Below are 13,339 nucleotides of genomic sequence, written 5' to 3' on the forward strand. Positions count from 1 at the left end.
TGTCACTCATTGGCAGTTCGGTTCCTGCACTAAACAGAAGCGCGGTGGTTGTTGTCGCCCGGCTGGGGAACCGAAACACCGTCTGCATGGTACTGGTTTAGCTTGTTTCTAAGTGTCCGGATGGAGATTCCCAAAATGTTAGCTGCGTGGGTACGGTTGCCCAGGCAATGCTTCAATGTATCTATAATCAGATCCCGTTCTACTTCGGCGACGGTCTTGCCAACAAGCGTTGCGGCCACTTCCGCGTCTATACCGCCTTCTTCCCCCATACTACTTTGAGGCTGGCTTTCCGGTGCGCGGCTTTCGCCCGAGCCGGTAACAGCCAGATTGCCGCTGGCGTCTGGAAGAAGTACGGCTGCCGCGGAAATCTCGTCACCCGTAGCAAGCAGAACAGACCGGTGCATGGTGTTTTCCAGTTCACGGACGTTACCTGGCCAGTTATGCGCCTTGAGAACCTTCATGGCGTCGGCGCTGATCGGGCGTTCCTCTACCTGATTTACTTCGGCATATTTCTTGGCAAAATATTCTGCCAGGGCCTGAATATCTAATGGACGTTCCCGCAAGGGAGGGACGCGCAGGTTCACGACGTTGAGACGGAAGAACAGGTCTTCCCGGAATTTGCCATCCTTGACGTCGTCCTGAAGATTTCTGTTGGATGTAGCAATAATCCGAATGTTTACATTGACAGGCTTTGAGCCACCTACCCGGTCAATCTGGCGTTCCTGAATGGCGCGCAGGAGCTTTGCCTGCAGGCGCACATCCATCTCCGAAATCTCATCAAGCAGAAGAGTGCCGCCATCTGCTTCTTCGAACTTACCGATCCGACGGGCTACTGCTCCAGTGAAGGCTCCTTTTTCGTGGCCAAACAGTTCGGATTCCAGAAGGTTTTCGGGGATGGCAGCACAGTTAACCGCTACAAAGGGTTTGTTCGCCCGACGACTTTTCTGGTGTACGAAGCGTGCCATTACTTCCTTACCGGTACCAGACTCCCCGGTAATAAGGATGCTGGCTTCAGACGGGGCTACTTGTTCGGCCAGGGCAGCAACATTTTTCATTATAGCGTCACGGTAAATGAAGGACTGGCTATCTTCCGCAACAGCTTCAAGAACAGCAGCGATCAGCTCTGCATCAGGCGGCAGAGGGATATACTCTTTTGCTCCGCCTCGAATGGCCGCTGCAGCTGTTTTGGGGTCGGTTCCTATGCCACAGGCGACCACAGGAATGGAAAAGTGCTCTGCCCGAAGCTTTGGAATTAGCCCCGGAATGTCGAGCGAGATTTCAACCATCAACAGGTCTGCGCCACGGCTCCTTAGGATTGAAAGAGCAGTGTCAGTGTCGGGCGCGTGAGTTACCTGGGCCCCGCGGTCCATCGCAATCTGGCTGGCGGCACCCAACTGGCCATTAAGAGTTCCCACAATCAGCAGTCGCATTTTATAGTCTCCGTTACATCAACCCGTTTTCTCCGCGGGTCATGCGGTTCAATTCTTTTCTTGACCTTGCAAATTTTGTTTCGGCTTGCAGTCATTTGAAAAAGGTTATCCTTTGTGCTGGCGGCAATACGGTATTCAAGAGCATTTCCAAGCGCCGCGGGTTTTCCTTGCGGCGGATCGATGTTGCGCCCATGGCATAAAGGTTGTTCACCAAAGCCTCTTCATCTGTGCAGTGCTCAGTTTTTGCTGCCAGCGGAATGAAAAACAGGTGCGCCATCAGCGCGCCGTAGAAGGTGGTCAGTAGCGCCACCGCCATAGCCGGTCCAATCTCTGCCGGATTGTCCAAGTTACCCAGCATTCTGACCAAGCCAATAAGCGTGCCGATCAAACCCATAGCAGGCGCCACGTCGCCAGCCCGCCTCAGGAAGTCAACAGACCTCATATGGCGAGAGGATGCCGAGCTCGCTTCACGCCGCAAGATTTGCTCAATCTCTTCCGGCTCCGTGCCATCAACGACAAGCTGGATGGCTTTCATCAGAAACGGCGTATCTTTCAACTTCGGCAATAGGCGCTCCAGCAACAAAATGTCGTTATGTTTCCGTGCCTCGACAGCAATCTTCATTATTTTGACAGCCTCATCCGACGGGTCGCGTTGGCCATGGCGCAGCAAGGTCCAGATGTTCACCGGTAACGTCATCATCTCCTGAAAGCGGAAGCTGATGGCCGTAACGGCGAAAGTTCCCAGAACAACGATCATGACGCCCTGCAGGTTTATGAATGCCCAGGGAGAACCGCCGAGCCAGATCGCGCCAGCAACCAGCAGGAAGGCCGTCAACATACCCAAAATCGTGCTCATAGGCCGTCTGCCCCCTTGATCCGCGAACCTAGTTCGCGCCGCCATCCAGCTTGATGATTTCGGTCATTGTTACGCCCAGGTGGTCTTCCACCAGGACAACTTCACCACGAGCCACTAGCCTGTTGTTGACGTAAATGTCGATGGCCTCACCGACTTTCCTGTCAAGTTCCACAACGGCCCCAGGGGCCAGCTTCAGCAATTGGCTGACTTCAAGGGTCGACTTTCCGAGAACCGCCTGAACGCGTACCGGAACATCAAATACCGGCTCTAATTCTTGCGCCGAGCGGACTTGCCCGTCTTCCTTGGGTGCAAGGTCCGGGCTACGGCTTGTGCCATCGTCCAGGTTCTGCAAGCCAACGTCGCCTGAATTTTCGTCTTCGTCTGCCATCAAATAATTCCTTATTCAGGTCCACCTGCAGCAAGTTGCTCAATAGCTTCCTCTGTTTCAGGGTTTGTTTCTTCCGCAGTCGCGGATTTGGCGCCATTGTCAGCGTCAGACATGACAAAGCGCTGCACCGCTGTTTCAACTTCACGCATGATGGTGTCATGCTTGCGTTCGGTGCCGCCGTCGGGCCATTCCACCCGACAGTCCTGAGGGCCTAGGCCCGGCTCTCCGATCAATACGATATCACCGGGAAATCCGGTTGATGCTTTCAGGTCTTCAAGCCGCTCATTGACTGGGTCGAGCAGCGATTCCGAGACCCTTACCACCAAGCGCGGTTCCTTGTTCGCTGTCGCCAGGCAGTCTTCTATCAGGGCTTCAATTTCAGCCATTGGGTGTGCCCTGATAAGGGCTGGCGAGAGCTTTGATGCAATCGCATAGGCCAGTTGCACCATTTCCTGTTTGATGCCGGATTCCAGCTGTGACTTCTGCGAGAAAAGGGCATGGGCAGCTTGAGCAACCTGGCTCAAGGTTTCTTGGGTGGCCGCTTCAATATCATTTAGGGCCTGCTTTCGACCTTCCTCAAAGCCGTGGGCATAAGCTTCAGACTTGATTTGCTCTGTATCCGCGCGAAGGCGGTCAAGTTCTTCGTCGAAGCGGCTCTTTGCACCGCCGTCGAAGGCTTGATCAAATCGATATTTTACAGGTTCAGCCATTCGTTCTCATGCCACTTCTAATAGATCAGTTCGTCTTCGCCTTTGTTGTCGGAAAGCAGGATTTCGCCTGCTTCCGCCAAGTCTTTGGCTTTGTTGACCATGTCCATTTGTGCTTCATCTACATCTCTCAGACGAACAGGCCCCATGGCTTCCATGTCTTCTCTCAGGATTTTTGCTGCCCGCTCGGACATGTTGGAGAAGAATAGGTCGCGAAGGGTGTCGGATGCCCCTTTCATTGCAAGGGCGAGTTTGTCCTTGTCCACATTTCTCAACAAGGTCTGCACACCACTCGGGTCGAGGTTGGCGAGATCTTCGAAGGTGAACATCAGGGCGCGGATACGTTCTGCAGAATCTCTATTCCGGTCTTCAAGCGCTGCGAGGAAACGGGATTCCGCGCTTCGGTCCAGGAAGTTGAAGATTTCTGCAATTGTCTCGTGGCTGTCCCGGCGACTGGTGCGCGCAAGGTTATTCATGAATTCTACGCGCAGGGTCTGTTCGACCTTGTCCAGAATATCCTTCTGAACAGCCTCCATACGGAGCATCCGCATGATGACTTCCATGGAAAAATCTTCAGGCAAAACAGAAAGTACGCGAGCGGCATGCTCTGCCTTGATCTTCTGCAGCACAACGGCAACCGTTTGTGGGTATTCATTCTTGAGGTAACTGGCGAGAACAACTTCGTTCACATTGCCCAGCTTGTCCCACATGGTACGTCCCGCAGGTCCTCGGATTTCGTCCATGATCTGCTGTACCCGGTCGCCCGGCAGCATTTTTGCCAAAAGGCGTTCTGTGCTGTCAAAAGAGCCATTCAGGTTGCCGACAGTTGAAACCTTTGAGGCAAATTCAACGAAAAGCTCTTCGACATCGGCGGCGGCCACGGTGCCAAGTGTCGACATATGCTGCGACAGCTCCTTGATCTCGTCTTCCGACAGACCTTCCCAGATATTTCGGCCATGTTCGTCGCCGATGGCCAACATGAAAGCTGCTGCTTTCTGAGCTCCGGACATTTTGGTCAATTCTGGCATTTTTACACCTGTATCAGTTTAATACCGCGGATTCGCTGGATCACTCAGCATAAAGCCACGTTTTTACGATCGCGATCGATTCATCAGGATTGGCACGTATAATGTCGGCGACCTTCTTGATTGCAGATTCCTGGATCCTGCCCTCAACCTGTGCGACGTCAATTTTTGCGTCCGTCCGCATGTCGTCCCGAACCAGAGCACCTGTTTGCTGAGCGTAGCGAACAGCAGCGGCTGCATCCTCATCACCCGCAGCGGCCGCAGCCATTACATCCGCGGTTATCGGGCTGCCTGGCCCCATAATAGCCGGTGTTTCAGTGGTCCTGTCTTCAATTTGACCCGGATCAGGTGGGGCAGGGGCATCTGGGATGGCTTCGATCAGGCGCATCACCAGCGGACGAACCACCAGAAGGATCACCAAAATAATGGAGATAATTATGCCGCCCTCGGAAACGACTTCGATCAGGTCTTGTTTGTTCAGTCCAAACAAGCTCAGGTCCTGAGTAGCCTGCGTGATCGGCGTGGGGTCAACAAAGCGCATTGATGTAACTGTTACCTCATCGCTGCGACCGGTGTCTGGATCGTCAACAAAGGGAATAGCCGTCAATACAAGACTGCGAAGCTGATCTATCTCGGCCTGCGGTCTTTCCTGGTAACCAACTGTGTTGCCTTCTTCGTCAATCTCACGGATGCCATCTACCAGCACGGCAACCCGCAATTGGGTTATCTCGCCGGGCTCCTTGATCGTAACTGTTTCTGTCTTCGAGTTTTCGAAGTTTGTTACTTCTTCAGTCTTGCTGGCGGTGTTTGATGGGGAAACCCCGAGCCCTTGAGCATCAGGCAAATTATTGGCAGTCGTAACTTGGCCGCCTACCTGATCCGTTTCACGAGACTCTTCTTCCACCACGTTCTGAGACAGGATTACCTGATTGTCAGGGTCGTAGGTTACAGCGTTCGTAGTCGTCCTGCTCATATCCATTTGAACGGATACTTCGGCGCGAACGCGGCCCTCGCCAACCCTGCGGGCAAGCAACTGCTCAATCTTGTTGCGGTACATGCGTTCTTTGGCAAGGCGCGCTTCTTCCAGGCTTGTAAAGCTTGAGAATTCGCCTTGCTCGCTGGCTCCGTCCACAAGCAGTCGCCCAGATGTGTCGGAGATTGTAACGCGTTCAGGAGATAAACCTGGCACTGCTGTTGCCACAAGGGCTTGGATCGCCTGGGCTTCCCGGCGCCCAAGTCCGGCGCCGCTTGTGCGAACAAGAATGGACGCTGATGGCTCGGAGGCCTCCCGTTCAAACGGGCGCCTTTCCGGCATCACGATGTGCACGCGTGCTTCGCTGACAGAGCCTAGATATTTGATGGTGCGGGCTATTTCGCCTTCCACGGCGCGGACATAATTGACATTGAGCTCAAAGCTCGTGCGCCCAAAGCTGCTTTCCTGATCAAAAATCTCTTTGCCAACAACGCCGCCGGTCAGGCCATCGCCGGCAAGCGTCAGGCGCAACCGGTCAACCTGATCCCGAGGAACCTTTAAAACGCGGCCGCCCGCGTCTGTCTCATAGGGGATGCTTTCGGCTTCGAGGCGTTGTGCGATTGTCGACGCATTCGCGGGGTCCAGGTCTGTGTAAAGCACAGTCATGGGAGCGGTTTGCCAGCGTCCGACAATGGCAAAGAAAAAGAATATGGTCAGGGCACCTACTAGGCCGATAAGGATCAGCCGGCCAGTGCCAAGATTTCGAAGAAATTGCAGAAAATTTTCCAACGCCCACCTCGGATACAAACACCCAATGGGGATACTCGCCCCAAGTTCACCCAACAAATTAGTCTGTCAGAGTAAACAGATAGTTAAATCTAGGCAATTTTTGCCTATAATTGTAAAGGAAAAATTTGAGATGGGCTGAATTTAGTGGCAAATCGGCAGTGCTAATCGCTTCTGTATTGCTGTATGCGTGTAGCGCGAAGGCCGGGTAGGCCGTTCTTGGTGATGGCTTGTTGCCAAGAAAGGAACTCTTCTACTGAAAGAGAGTAGCGAGCGCAGGCCTCTTCCAAGCTAAGCAGTCCGCCTTGAACCGCAGCAACAACTTCTGCTTTGCGCCGGATAACCCATCTTTGGGTATTCGCTTTCGGAAGGTCGGCAAGGGTCAAAGGTTTACCTGTCGGTCCAATGACATTTGCTCTATTGGTTCCATTCTGCATAAGACTCTACCTCACCCATTGGTGGTGAGGCGATTATAGGAAGAGGTCGTTTAAAAAAGCCTAATGGCTACAGTTAAAGCGCCGTTAACCTATAGACCTACGCAAAAACTGGGCAGCCAAGGCTACCCAGTTTCGCGCAAAAGAGTGGTTGTCAAGCTAGGTTAGCTCGAACCTTAGAGTCTTGTCAGCTCTTCCAGGATTTCATCGGATGTTGTGATGATCCTGGTGGAGGCAGAAAAGGCCCGCTGTACTTTGATCAGTTCCGAAAATTCATTGGCAAGGTCTACGGTAGACTGCTCAAGAGAGTTCGGAGCGATGCTGCCGGCACCGCCGCGACCAGCTTGCTGGAAGGACGGTGTACCTGAAAGGTCCGACAGGCCAAAGGCGTTGCCCTGCCGACGGGTCAGGCCATCCGCGTTCTGGAACGTCGCGACAGGCAGCTTGAACACCGTAAGGGTCAGGCCGTTGTCGAAGATTGCTGTAACATTGCCGTCTTCCCCAATGGAAACGCCGTTCACGTTTTCAAAGTTCGCGCCGTCCACGCTTGAACTCAGCAGGTTTGATGCGTTGTCGGTTTGCGAGAAGCCATCTGTTTCAGCATCCGTACCAAAGTCAAAAGTAATAGCGCCTTGTTCAACTTCGACAGTCGCACCATCGGTTGCGTTGGTGGCATAGTCGAATGTCAGCGTTTCGCCTAGGGAAAGATCAACGGGGTTCCCGCCAATATCATCCATAGTGGTGCTGGCAAGGTCAATGGAGCCATCTGTGTTGAAGACCAACTGGCCAGAAGCAACAATGCCGTTGGTGTGGGCTGCCGTGAGCACAGATGAATCATCGAAATAGAGTTCATAATTCCAAGTGTTCGCGGCGTTGTCTACCTTGGCTGCTGCTACAATCACGGTGTGTTGCCGACCAAGGGAATCATATACTTGAATGTTGGTTTCAAGTTCTGCCGTGGTGGTGCCGGTTGCAAGGTCTCCGAGGGTATAGGCAGCGCCATCAATCTCGGTCGCGCTCGCATTCACGTTGGCGCGCAAAGATACATTCTGTGTAGCCGACCCCAAGCTGTTCAATTCGTTGATGTTGATCGGGCTCAGCTCATCCAGGTCGTTCTGGTTGTTGGTGATGCTGCCGTCTGCGGCTACCGGCCAGCCCATCAAGTAGAGGCCCGCAGTGTTTTTCAGGAAGCCACGGGAGTCCTGGGTAAAGGACCCTGCGCGGGTATAAAGAACTTCACCCGCAGCGTCTTCTGCATCTGTGCCATCACGCACCACGAAGAAGCCTGCGCCGTCAACTGACAGGTCTGTCGCTGAAGCCGAAGGCTGCAGAAGACCCTGCTTTGATACAAGCGTATCCGAAAATGCGCGTACGCCGCCTGGTGAATATGATGAAAGAGCTGCTGTTTCGGTCACAAGGGTCGAAAAACGGGCCCGGGTTTCTTTATAACCAATCGTGTTTACGTTGGTGATATTGTCGGCGATGACGCCTACGCCCTCGGTAAAGGACTGGAGGCCTGATACGCCTGCTGCCAAAGCAGTGAATGCCATTTTACTTCTCCTACACTCTTTTGCGTTTTCGCGTGCTTTGGGCTTTCTGCTCGTTAACCGGGCGCTTCGGTCCGGTGTTTAGGTCAGCTAGTTCTTATGAACGAGCTGCAAAATCTCCGACTGCCCAACTTCGTTCGGGCCGACGGTAAAGATTGGTTCAAGGCCGCTGGTGTCTACGGCCGTGATAGTTTCCTGAACAGCTATTGGCGGGTCCAATTCTACGCCGTCAGCATTGGTTGCTGCGATGTCCAGAGTATATTTCCCTGGGGCGGCTGGGTTGCCGGCAGTATCGATACCGTCCCATTTGAAGGTATGAAGCCCAAGAGTTGTCAGGCCAGCCTCGGAATAGACAACGGTACCTGTTTCATTCCGGACTTTAACGGTAAGGTCATCCGTTACAGCTGTGTTCTGATACTGCCACTTAATGCCCGAGCTGCCGTCATGATCGCCTGTTGTGCCCAAAATCAGGGCGTCACTTCCCAGGAAGGAAGCTGCGCTGGCAATATTATTCATTTCCAGCAGGGATTGGAGAGACTCAAGGTTCTGGTTCGTTTGAATCTGCTGTTCTACGCTTGAGAACTGTACGAGCTGATTGGTGAACTCGTTGCTGTCCATCGGATCTGTTGGATCCTGGTTCTGGAGCTGCGTTGTGAGCAGGGTCAGAAAATCATCAAAGTCGTCGGCAAGTTTGGCTGCGGAGTTGTCGCCCCGCGTCAAACCGGTTCCGGTTCCCGATGTTATGCCTGTAAGATCTACCATTCTCTTGCTCTCATTTCGGCCGCCGATGCGGCCGGTTTTCCTTAAACTTCAATATCCAGACCGGTTTCCACGCTTACGTTGGCGAGGATGGTCTCAAGTGGAACTTCTTCTTCGGCGATGTCGACCTCCAGGCCGCCTTCAGCCATTCCATGACCAAGGCCGCTGCGCGCTGCCAGATCGTCGCGCATTTTTTCCTGCTGGACTGCTTCGGCGAATGCCCGGCCAGCGCTCTCCTGGTCGTTAGTGTCCAGACTGAACTGGATGCCGCCATCCGCTTTATGTCCAGCAGACTCAAGCGCCCGCTCAAGGCCACGAGTGTCGCGCTGCATAAGGTCCAAAGTCTCGGGCCGCTCCGCCATCACTTGAGCATGAACCTTGCCGCCTTCGAGAAAGCTCAATTTCACACGCACGCGGCCGAGCTCAGCTGGGTCGAGCCGAACGGTGAAGGCCTGTTGGCCGTCGTTTACCGCCTTGGTGACATGCATGTTCAGCTGTTGGCTAACCTGCTGCGCCAGTTCTGGCGAAGGCTTGCCACCCAGAAGCGACATGCTGGCCATAAAGCCGGTTTCGCCTTTCAGGCCACTCAGTCCCGCAGCAACGGCATTTGCCGACGTGCTATCAAAGAAACCGGCTACTCGCTCAGGTGTCAGCGGGGGCAGAGCCTCGCGCGCTGGCGCTGGCGCCTGTGTTTCTGGAAGTTTTGATACAGGTTCTACCGGTTTTGCTGAAGCTGCTTCTTTCAGTGTGTCCGCGGCAGGCTCTGCAGTTACCTTGAAATCAAGCTGCTCTTTGCCAGGGCCACTGTTGGCCTTGTTCGTTGTCGGCACAGTGCGGTCCGCTACTGACTTCGGCGCCGCGGCTGCAACCTGTTGCTGCGCCTGCTGCGTGACAACACCGTTACCCTCTACTTCATCGGCTTGCGCCTCGGCAGGGGCTTGAGGAGTAGCGGGAGCCGCCTGGCTTGGTTGTTCCGATTGCGGGGTCACCGTGGGGACGGCTTGTTGCTGGCCTTGTGCCAGCCCTTGAAGGCTGGGTGTGGCTGCTTGCGCGCCGTTAACGGGCGCTGCAGTAAGTGCTGGTTTGTCCAGGGGCGCTGCAAGTGTCTCTTCAGGCAACTGGGCCTGTCCGGCCTGGCCTAAAGCGTTAGGTGTAGCCTGAACGGTTGTGCCCTCTGCGCCCGGGGTAAGGACAGGGGCCTTTTCAACCGCAACGCCGAACAATCCCTGCGCTGCGGTAGCAGGCAGAATGTGGCTGTTGGTGGAAACCCCGGCCTGCGATACCGCGGCCAACTGTTCAGTTGACGGCAGGGCTGGCAACTGCTCGAGCTTGAGGCCAAGTTTTTCAAGGGCTGCCTGAGGCAGAATGGATATGTCCTGGCCGGACTGTTGGCTCGTTATACCTTGCGCTGACATCGCGGCAGCCTGACTGCCTGCAAGAGCAGCCTGGATCGCAATGCCTGAAACGCCCGCCTTCGCCTGTTGGGCAGATTGAGCTGAGCTTGCGCTGCTTTCAGTAAGGTCCGCTGTCAAGCCTGCAAACGGTGCCCCCTGCAACTGCGCGGGCATCATCTCAGGCGGCAAGGTGGCCTGGAGGCTGGCAAGAAGTTCCGCCTGCTCCGTGGTGAGGTCAAGTGCTTCGGATACAGCAGTACCCGGAACGACTGAGGCCGTTTCAATGCTTTGCAGCGCCTGGGCAAACTGAGCGGCTAAATCGCTCTGTCCCGCGCCTGAAGCCTGGCTAACGCCCAACAGCCCAGCAATCGCTGGAGAAGGGGAGGAGCCAATGCTCTGCATCAATTGATCAATAGGGTTCATATCTTACTACCAATTTGTTCGCCTCATCACCCGGCAGGGTTTTGTTCGACCAGATAGAAGCAAGGGGCGGGCCAGTTTTTCCGAAAAATGCGAAACGCCTTGAATCTCAAGGGGTCGCCGTATTGGAGGGTGCGTTCTAATTTGGGGCGGGAGCGGTTCTTGCCGGGCAAAAACAGGATCATTCATGCCTATTGGGCGGAATCACTTGCCTCTGGAAGCTCGAATGCCTATATCGACAGGCAAGAAGCGAAAGCTGACGAAAGTAGTAAGAAATGTCGACCCCACTTGAGCAAACAGAACTGAACAGCCTCGGGTTCCCTTGCCCGCCAGAAGAGACGCGCGTGGTCGTGGCTATGTCCGGCGGTGTGGACAGCTCCGTGACGGCTGCGCTTCTGAAGGAGCAGGGTTATGACGTGGTCGGCATCACGCTGCAGCTTTATGATCACGGCGTCGCCGTTCAGAAAAAAGGCAGCTGTTGCGCGGGGCAGGACATCCATGATGCCCGCCGTGTGTCTGAAGCACTGGGTATCCCGCACTATGTGCTGGACTATGAAAGCCGCTTCAAGAACCAGGTGATGGAAGAGTTTGCCGACAGCTATATCAAGGGCGAAACCCCGATCCCCTGCGTGCGCTGTAACCAGACAGTGAAATTCAAGGACCTTCTTGATACCGCACGCGACCTGGGCGCGGACTGTATGGCCACCGGCCATTATGTACAGCGGGTTGTTGGCGAAGACGGCAAGGCGCAGCTGGTGCGCGGCATCGACGACGGCAAGGACCAGAGCTATTTCCTGTTCGCGACCACGCAGGAGCAGATGGATTTCCTGCGTTTCCCCCTTGGTCACATGGACAAGGAGCAGACGCGGATCGAGGCCGAGCGCTTCGGCCTGACCGTTGCAGACAAGCCGGACAGCCAGGATATCTGCTTTGTACCCGAAGGGCGCTATGTGGATGTGATCGAACGGCTGCGCCCTGGCGCGCTTGAGCCCGGCGATATTGTGGATATCGACGGCAATGTGCTCGGGCGTCACGAAGGCATCGTAAAATACACCATCGGCCAGCGCCGCGGTCTTGGCATCGGCGGCTTTGAAGACCCTATCTATGTGGTCAAGCTGAATGCCGCCAAAAAGCAGGTCATCGTTGGCCCCAAGGAAGCACTGCTGACAAGCGAGATCGGCGTCAAGGAGGTGAATTGGATCGGCGAAGATGTCCCGGCTTCAGGCTTGGATGTTGTTGCCAAAATCCGCTCCACCCGCCCCGGCGTGCCAGCGAAAATCTTCCTTGAAGGCGGCCGCGCCCGCGTGGTGCTGAACGAACCTGAGGCCGGCGTATCCCCCGGCCAGGCCGCTGTTTTCTATGACGGGGACCGTGTGCTGGGCGGCGGCTGGATCGACAGCGCCACCAGCGCAGACCCACGGCTGGCCGCAGCCTGATCCCCCATATAAAAAGCAGCGGTGTTATGTGTCAAGCGCGGCTGCATAGTGATCCCTCATTTTTGCGTTTGCGCGAATGAGGATTTTTCTAGTGACTGCAATGAGAGCGACTTTACCGGGCTTCCCGTTTTCCCTGAGGCGTTGATAGAAAGCTTTCATTTCCGGATCGAAGCGAATGGCGGGGAGTGTCGCCACATATAAAGCATCGCGCACATGTTTCCGTCCTCCTGTAATTGTCCGCCTGCCGCGCATTAGACCACTATCCCGGTTGATTGGGGCTAGACCAACGAGCTTGGCGATTTGTCCTTTGTCGAGATGACCCAGTTCCGGCAGGCCTGCCAGCAGGAAGCAGGCGGTCCGCAATCCAATGCCCTTTATTGAAGTCAACACTTTGGCCCTGGCCTTGAGTGCTGCATCCTGTTCCAGGCATTCCTCCATCGCTTCCACAACGGCTTGACGCTGTTCCAGCAGGAAATTCAGAGCCTCTTCGATCCAGTCTCTTGCCTTGTTCAGCAGCTTTTCCCGGCGGTTCTTTTCCTGGACAATCATGTGGGACAGCTGTTTGTATCGGACTACGAGGTCTGAGAGTTCCTGCTGCTGTTCAGAAGGTTGTTCAAGAAGGCGTGTTTCCATGCGCCTGCCATAGTCGGCTAGCACAAAGGCATCCACCTTGTCGGTTTTGGCCAATTGCCCACTGGCCCGGGCAAACTGACGGATATATCGGGCATTAACTTTGGCAACCGGCAACCCGGCTGCAAGCAAGGCATCTGTGACCATGCGTTCATAGCCACCTGTAGGCTCCAGGATCAGCCGTTCAATGTCTTCCCTGTCAGCAACCCACGAAAGGAATTTGGCAATGCCGGATGTATTATTGGTAAATGTGTCTGCTTCGCCTTCTGGCAGCAGGCAAACGTCAAAGGATGATTTTGATATGTCGATCCCAATGGATCGCGTGGTATAAGTCATTGGCTTTGTCTTTCTTATACACGAGCGTAAAAGCTCACTCAGCGGTTCGACGAAGCCTCTGTGGTGCGGAAGGGTTATGCTTTTTTACGACCGTAAAAGGTCTTGCCCCGAGTGGGCTCAACCACATTCCGCACCTTGAACAGGGGGTGGCCACCCCCTGTTCAAAATCAAAGAGGCACGAAGATCATAACAAATCTTCGTGCCTCTCAATGTATAAG

12 protein-coding genes are annotated in these 13,339 nt (G+C 54.7%); 1 reads left to right on the forward strand and 11 read right to left on the reverse strand.

The annotated features are described in order from the left end of the window. Positions 1–29: 29 nt before the first annotated feature. From flbD to KORM41_RS15385, 10 genes are all read right to left on the reverse strand, one after another. On the reverse strand, positions 30–1,430 hold the full coding sequence (gene flbD, locus KORM41_RS15345; protein ID WP_068150073.1) for a sigma-54-dependent transcriptional regulator FlbD: 1,401 nt from the start codon (positions 1,428–1,430) through the stop codon (positions 30–32). Positions 1,431–1,521: 91 nt separating this feature from the next. After that, on the reverse strand, positions 1,522–2,286 hold the full coding sequence (locus KORM41_RS15350) for a motility protein A (RefSeq protein WP_068150078.1): 765 nt from the start codon (positions 2,284–2,286) through the stop codon (positions 1,522–1,524). A gap of 28 nt (positions 2,287–2,314) precedes the next feature. Further along, on the reverse strand, positions 2,315–2,674 hold the full coding sequence (gene fliN, locus KORM41_RS15355) for a flagellar motor switch protein FliN (protein WP_068150081.1): 360 nt from the start codon (positions 2,672–2,674) through the stop codon (positions 2,315–2,317). Positions 2,675–2,685: 11 nt separating this feature from the next. Then, on the reverse strand, positions 2,686–3,384 hold the full coding sequence (locus tag KORM41_RS15360; protein WP_068150083.1) for a FliH/SctL family protein: 699 nt from the start codon (positions 3,382–3,384) through the stop codon (positions 2,686–2,688). A gap of 17 nt (positions 3,385–3,401) precedes the next feature. Next, positions 3,402–4,391 (reverse strand): flagellar motor switch protein FliG, encoded by a 990-nt coding sequence (fliG, locus tag KORM41_RS15365; RefSeq protein ID WP_231727295.1) that lies wholly within the window; start codon positions 4,389–4,391, stop codon positions 3,402–3,404. Between the two features lie 58 nt (positions 4,392–4,449). Continuing rightward, the gene (gene fliF / locus KORM41_RS15370) at positions 4,450–6,225 is read right to left on the reverse strand and encodes a flagellar basal-body MS-ring/collar protein FliF (RefSeq protein WP_082719979.1); all 1,776 of its coding nucleotides are present in this window, start codon (positions 6,223–6,225) and stop codon (positions 4,450–4,452) included. A 104-nt stretch (positions 6,226–6,329) separates the two neighbouring features. Continuing rightward, positions 6,330–6,602 (reverse strand): CtrA inhibitor SciP, encoded by a 273-nt coding sequence (gene sciP / locus KORM41_RS21595; protein WP_082719980.1) that lies wholly within the window; start codon positions 6,600–6,602, stop codon positions 6,330–6,332. Between the two features lie 173 nt (positions 6,603–6,775). Continuing rightward, a complete protein-coding gene (locus KORM41_RS15375) occupies positions 6,776–8,149 on the reverse strand; it encodes a flagellar hook protein FlgE (protein WP_068150092.1) in 1,374 nt (457 codons plus the stop codon). A gap of 87 nt (positions 8,150–8,236) precedes the next feature. Beyond that, a complete protein-coding gene (locus KORM41_RS15380) occupies positions 8,237–8,908 on the reverse strand; it encodes a flagellar hook assembly protein FlgD (RefSeq protein ID WP_068150096.1) in 672 nt (223 codons plus the stop codon). Between the two features lie 41 nt (positions 8,909–8,949). Then, complete coding sequence (locus tag KORM41_RS15385; RefSeq protein ID WP_068150099.1) at positions 8,950–10,722, reverse strand: flagellar hook-length control protein FliK; 1,773 nt, start codon at positions 10,720–10,722, stop codon at positions 8,950–8,952. Positions 10,723–10,994: 272 nt separating this feature from the next. Between KORM41_RS15385 and mnmA the strand changes: the two genes are divergently transcribed. Next, a complete protein-coding gene (gene mnmA, locus KORM41_RS15390) occupies positions 10,995–12,155 on the forward strand; it encodes a tRNA 2-thiouridine(34) synthase MnmA (RefSeq protein ID WP_068150103.1) in 1,161 nt (386 codons plus the stop codon). A gap of 24 nt (positions 12,156–12,179) precedes the next feature. Here mnmA and KORM41_RS15395 read toward each other — a convergent pair whose 3' ends face one another. Next, entirely contained in the window at positions 12,180–13,121 is a 942-nt protein-coding gene (locus KORM41_RS15395) for an IS110 family RNA-guided transposase (RefSeq protein WP_082719706.1), read from the reverse strand. Positions 13,122–13,339 lie beyond the last annotated feature (218 nt).

The organism is Kordiimonas lipolytica, from assembly GCF_001550065.1.

Bases quoted from the DNA above. Each gene is read 5' to 3' on its own strand.
- flbD (WP_068150073.1), bottom strand. From the start codon at position 1,430: ATGCGACTGCTGATTGTGGGAACTCTTAATGGCCAGTTGGGTGCCGCC.
- KORM41_RS15350 (WP_068150078.1), bottom strand. From the start codon at position 2,286: ATGAGCACGATTTTGGGTATGTTGACGGCCTTCCTGCTGGTTGCTGGC.
- fliN (WP_068150081.1), bottom strand. From the start codon at position 2,674: ATGGCAGACGAAGACGAAAATTCAGGCGACGTTGGCTTGCAGAACCTG.
- KORM41_RS15360 (WP_068150083.1), bottom strand. From the start codon at position 3,384: ATGGCTGAACCTGTAAAATATCGATTTGATCAAGCCTTCGACGGCGGT.
- fliG (WP_231727295.1), bottom strand. From the start codon at position 4,391: ATGTCCGGAGCTCAGAAAGCAGCAGCTTTCATGTTGGCCATCGGCGAC.
- sciP (WP_082719980.1), bottom strand. From the start codon at position 6,602: ATGCAGAATGGAACCAATAGAGCAAATGTCATTGGACCGACAGGTAAA.
- KORM41_RS15375 (WP_068150092.1), bottom strand. From the start codon at position 8,149: ATGGCATTCACTGCTTTGGCAGCAGGCGTATCAGGCCTCCAGTCCTTT.
- KORM41_RS15380 (WP_068150096.1), bottom strand. From the start codon at position 8,908: ATGGTAGATCTTACAGGCATAACATCGGGAACCGGAACCGGTTTGACG.
- KORM41_RS15385 (WP_068150099.1), bottom strand. From the start codon at position 10,722: ATGAACCCTATTGATCAATTGATGCAGAGCATTGGCTCCTCCCCTTCT.
- mnmA (WP_068150103.1), top strand. From the start codon at position 10,995: ATGTCGACCCCACTTGAGCAAACAGAACTGAACAGCCTCGGGTTCCCT.
- KORM41_RS15395 (WP_082719706.1), bottom strand. From the start codon at position 13,121: ATGACTTATACCACGCGATCCATTGGGATCGACATATCAAAATCATCC.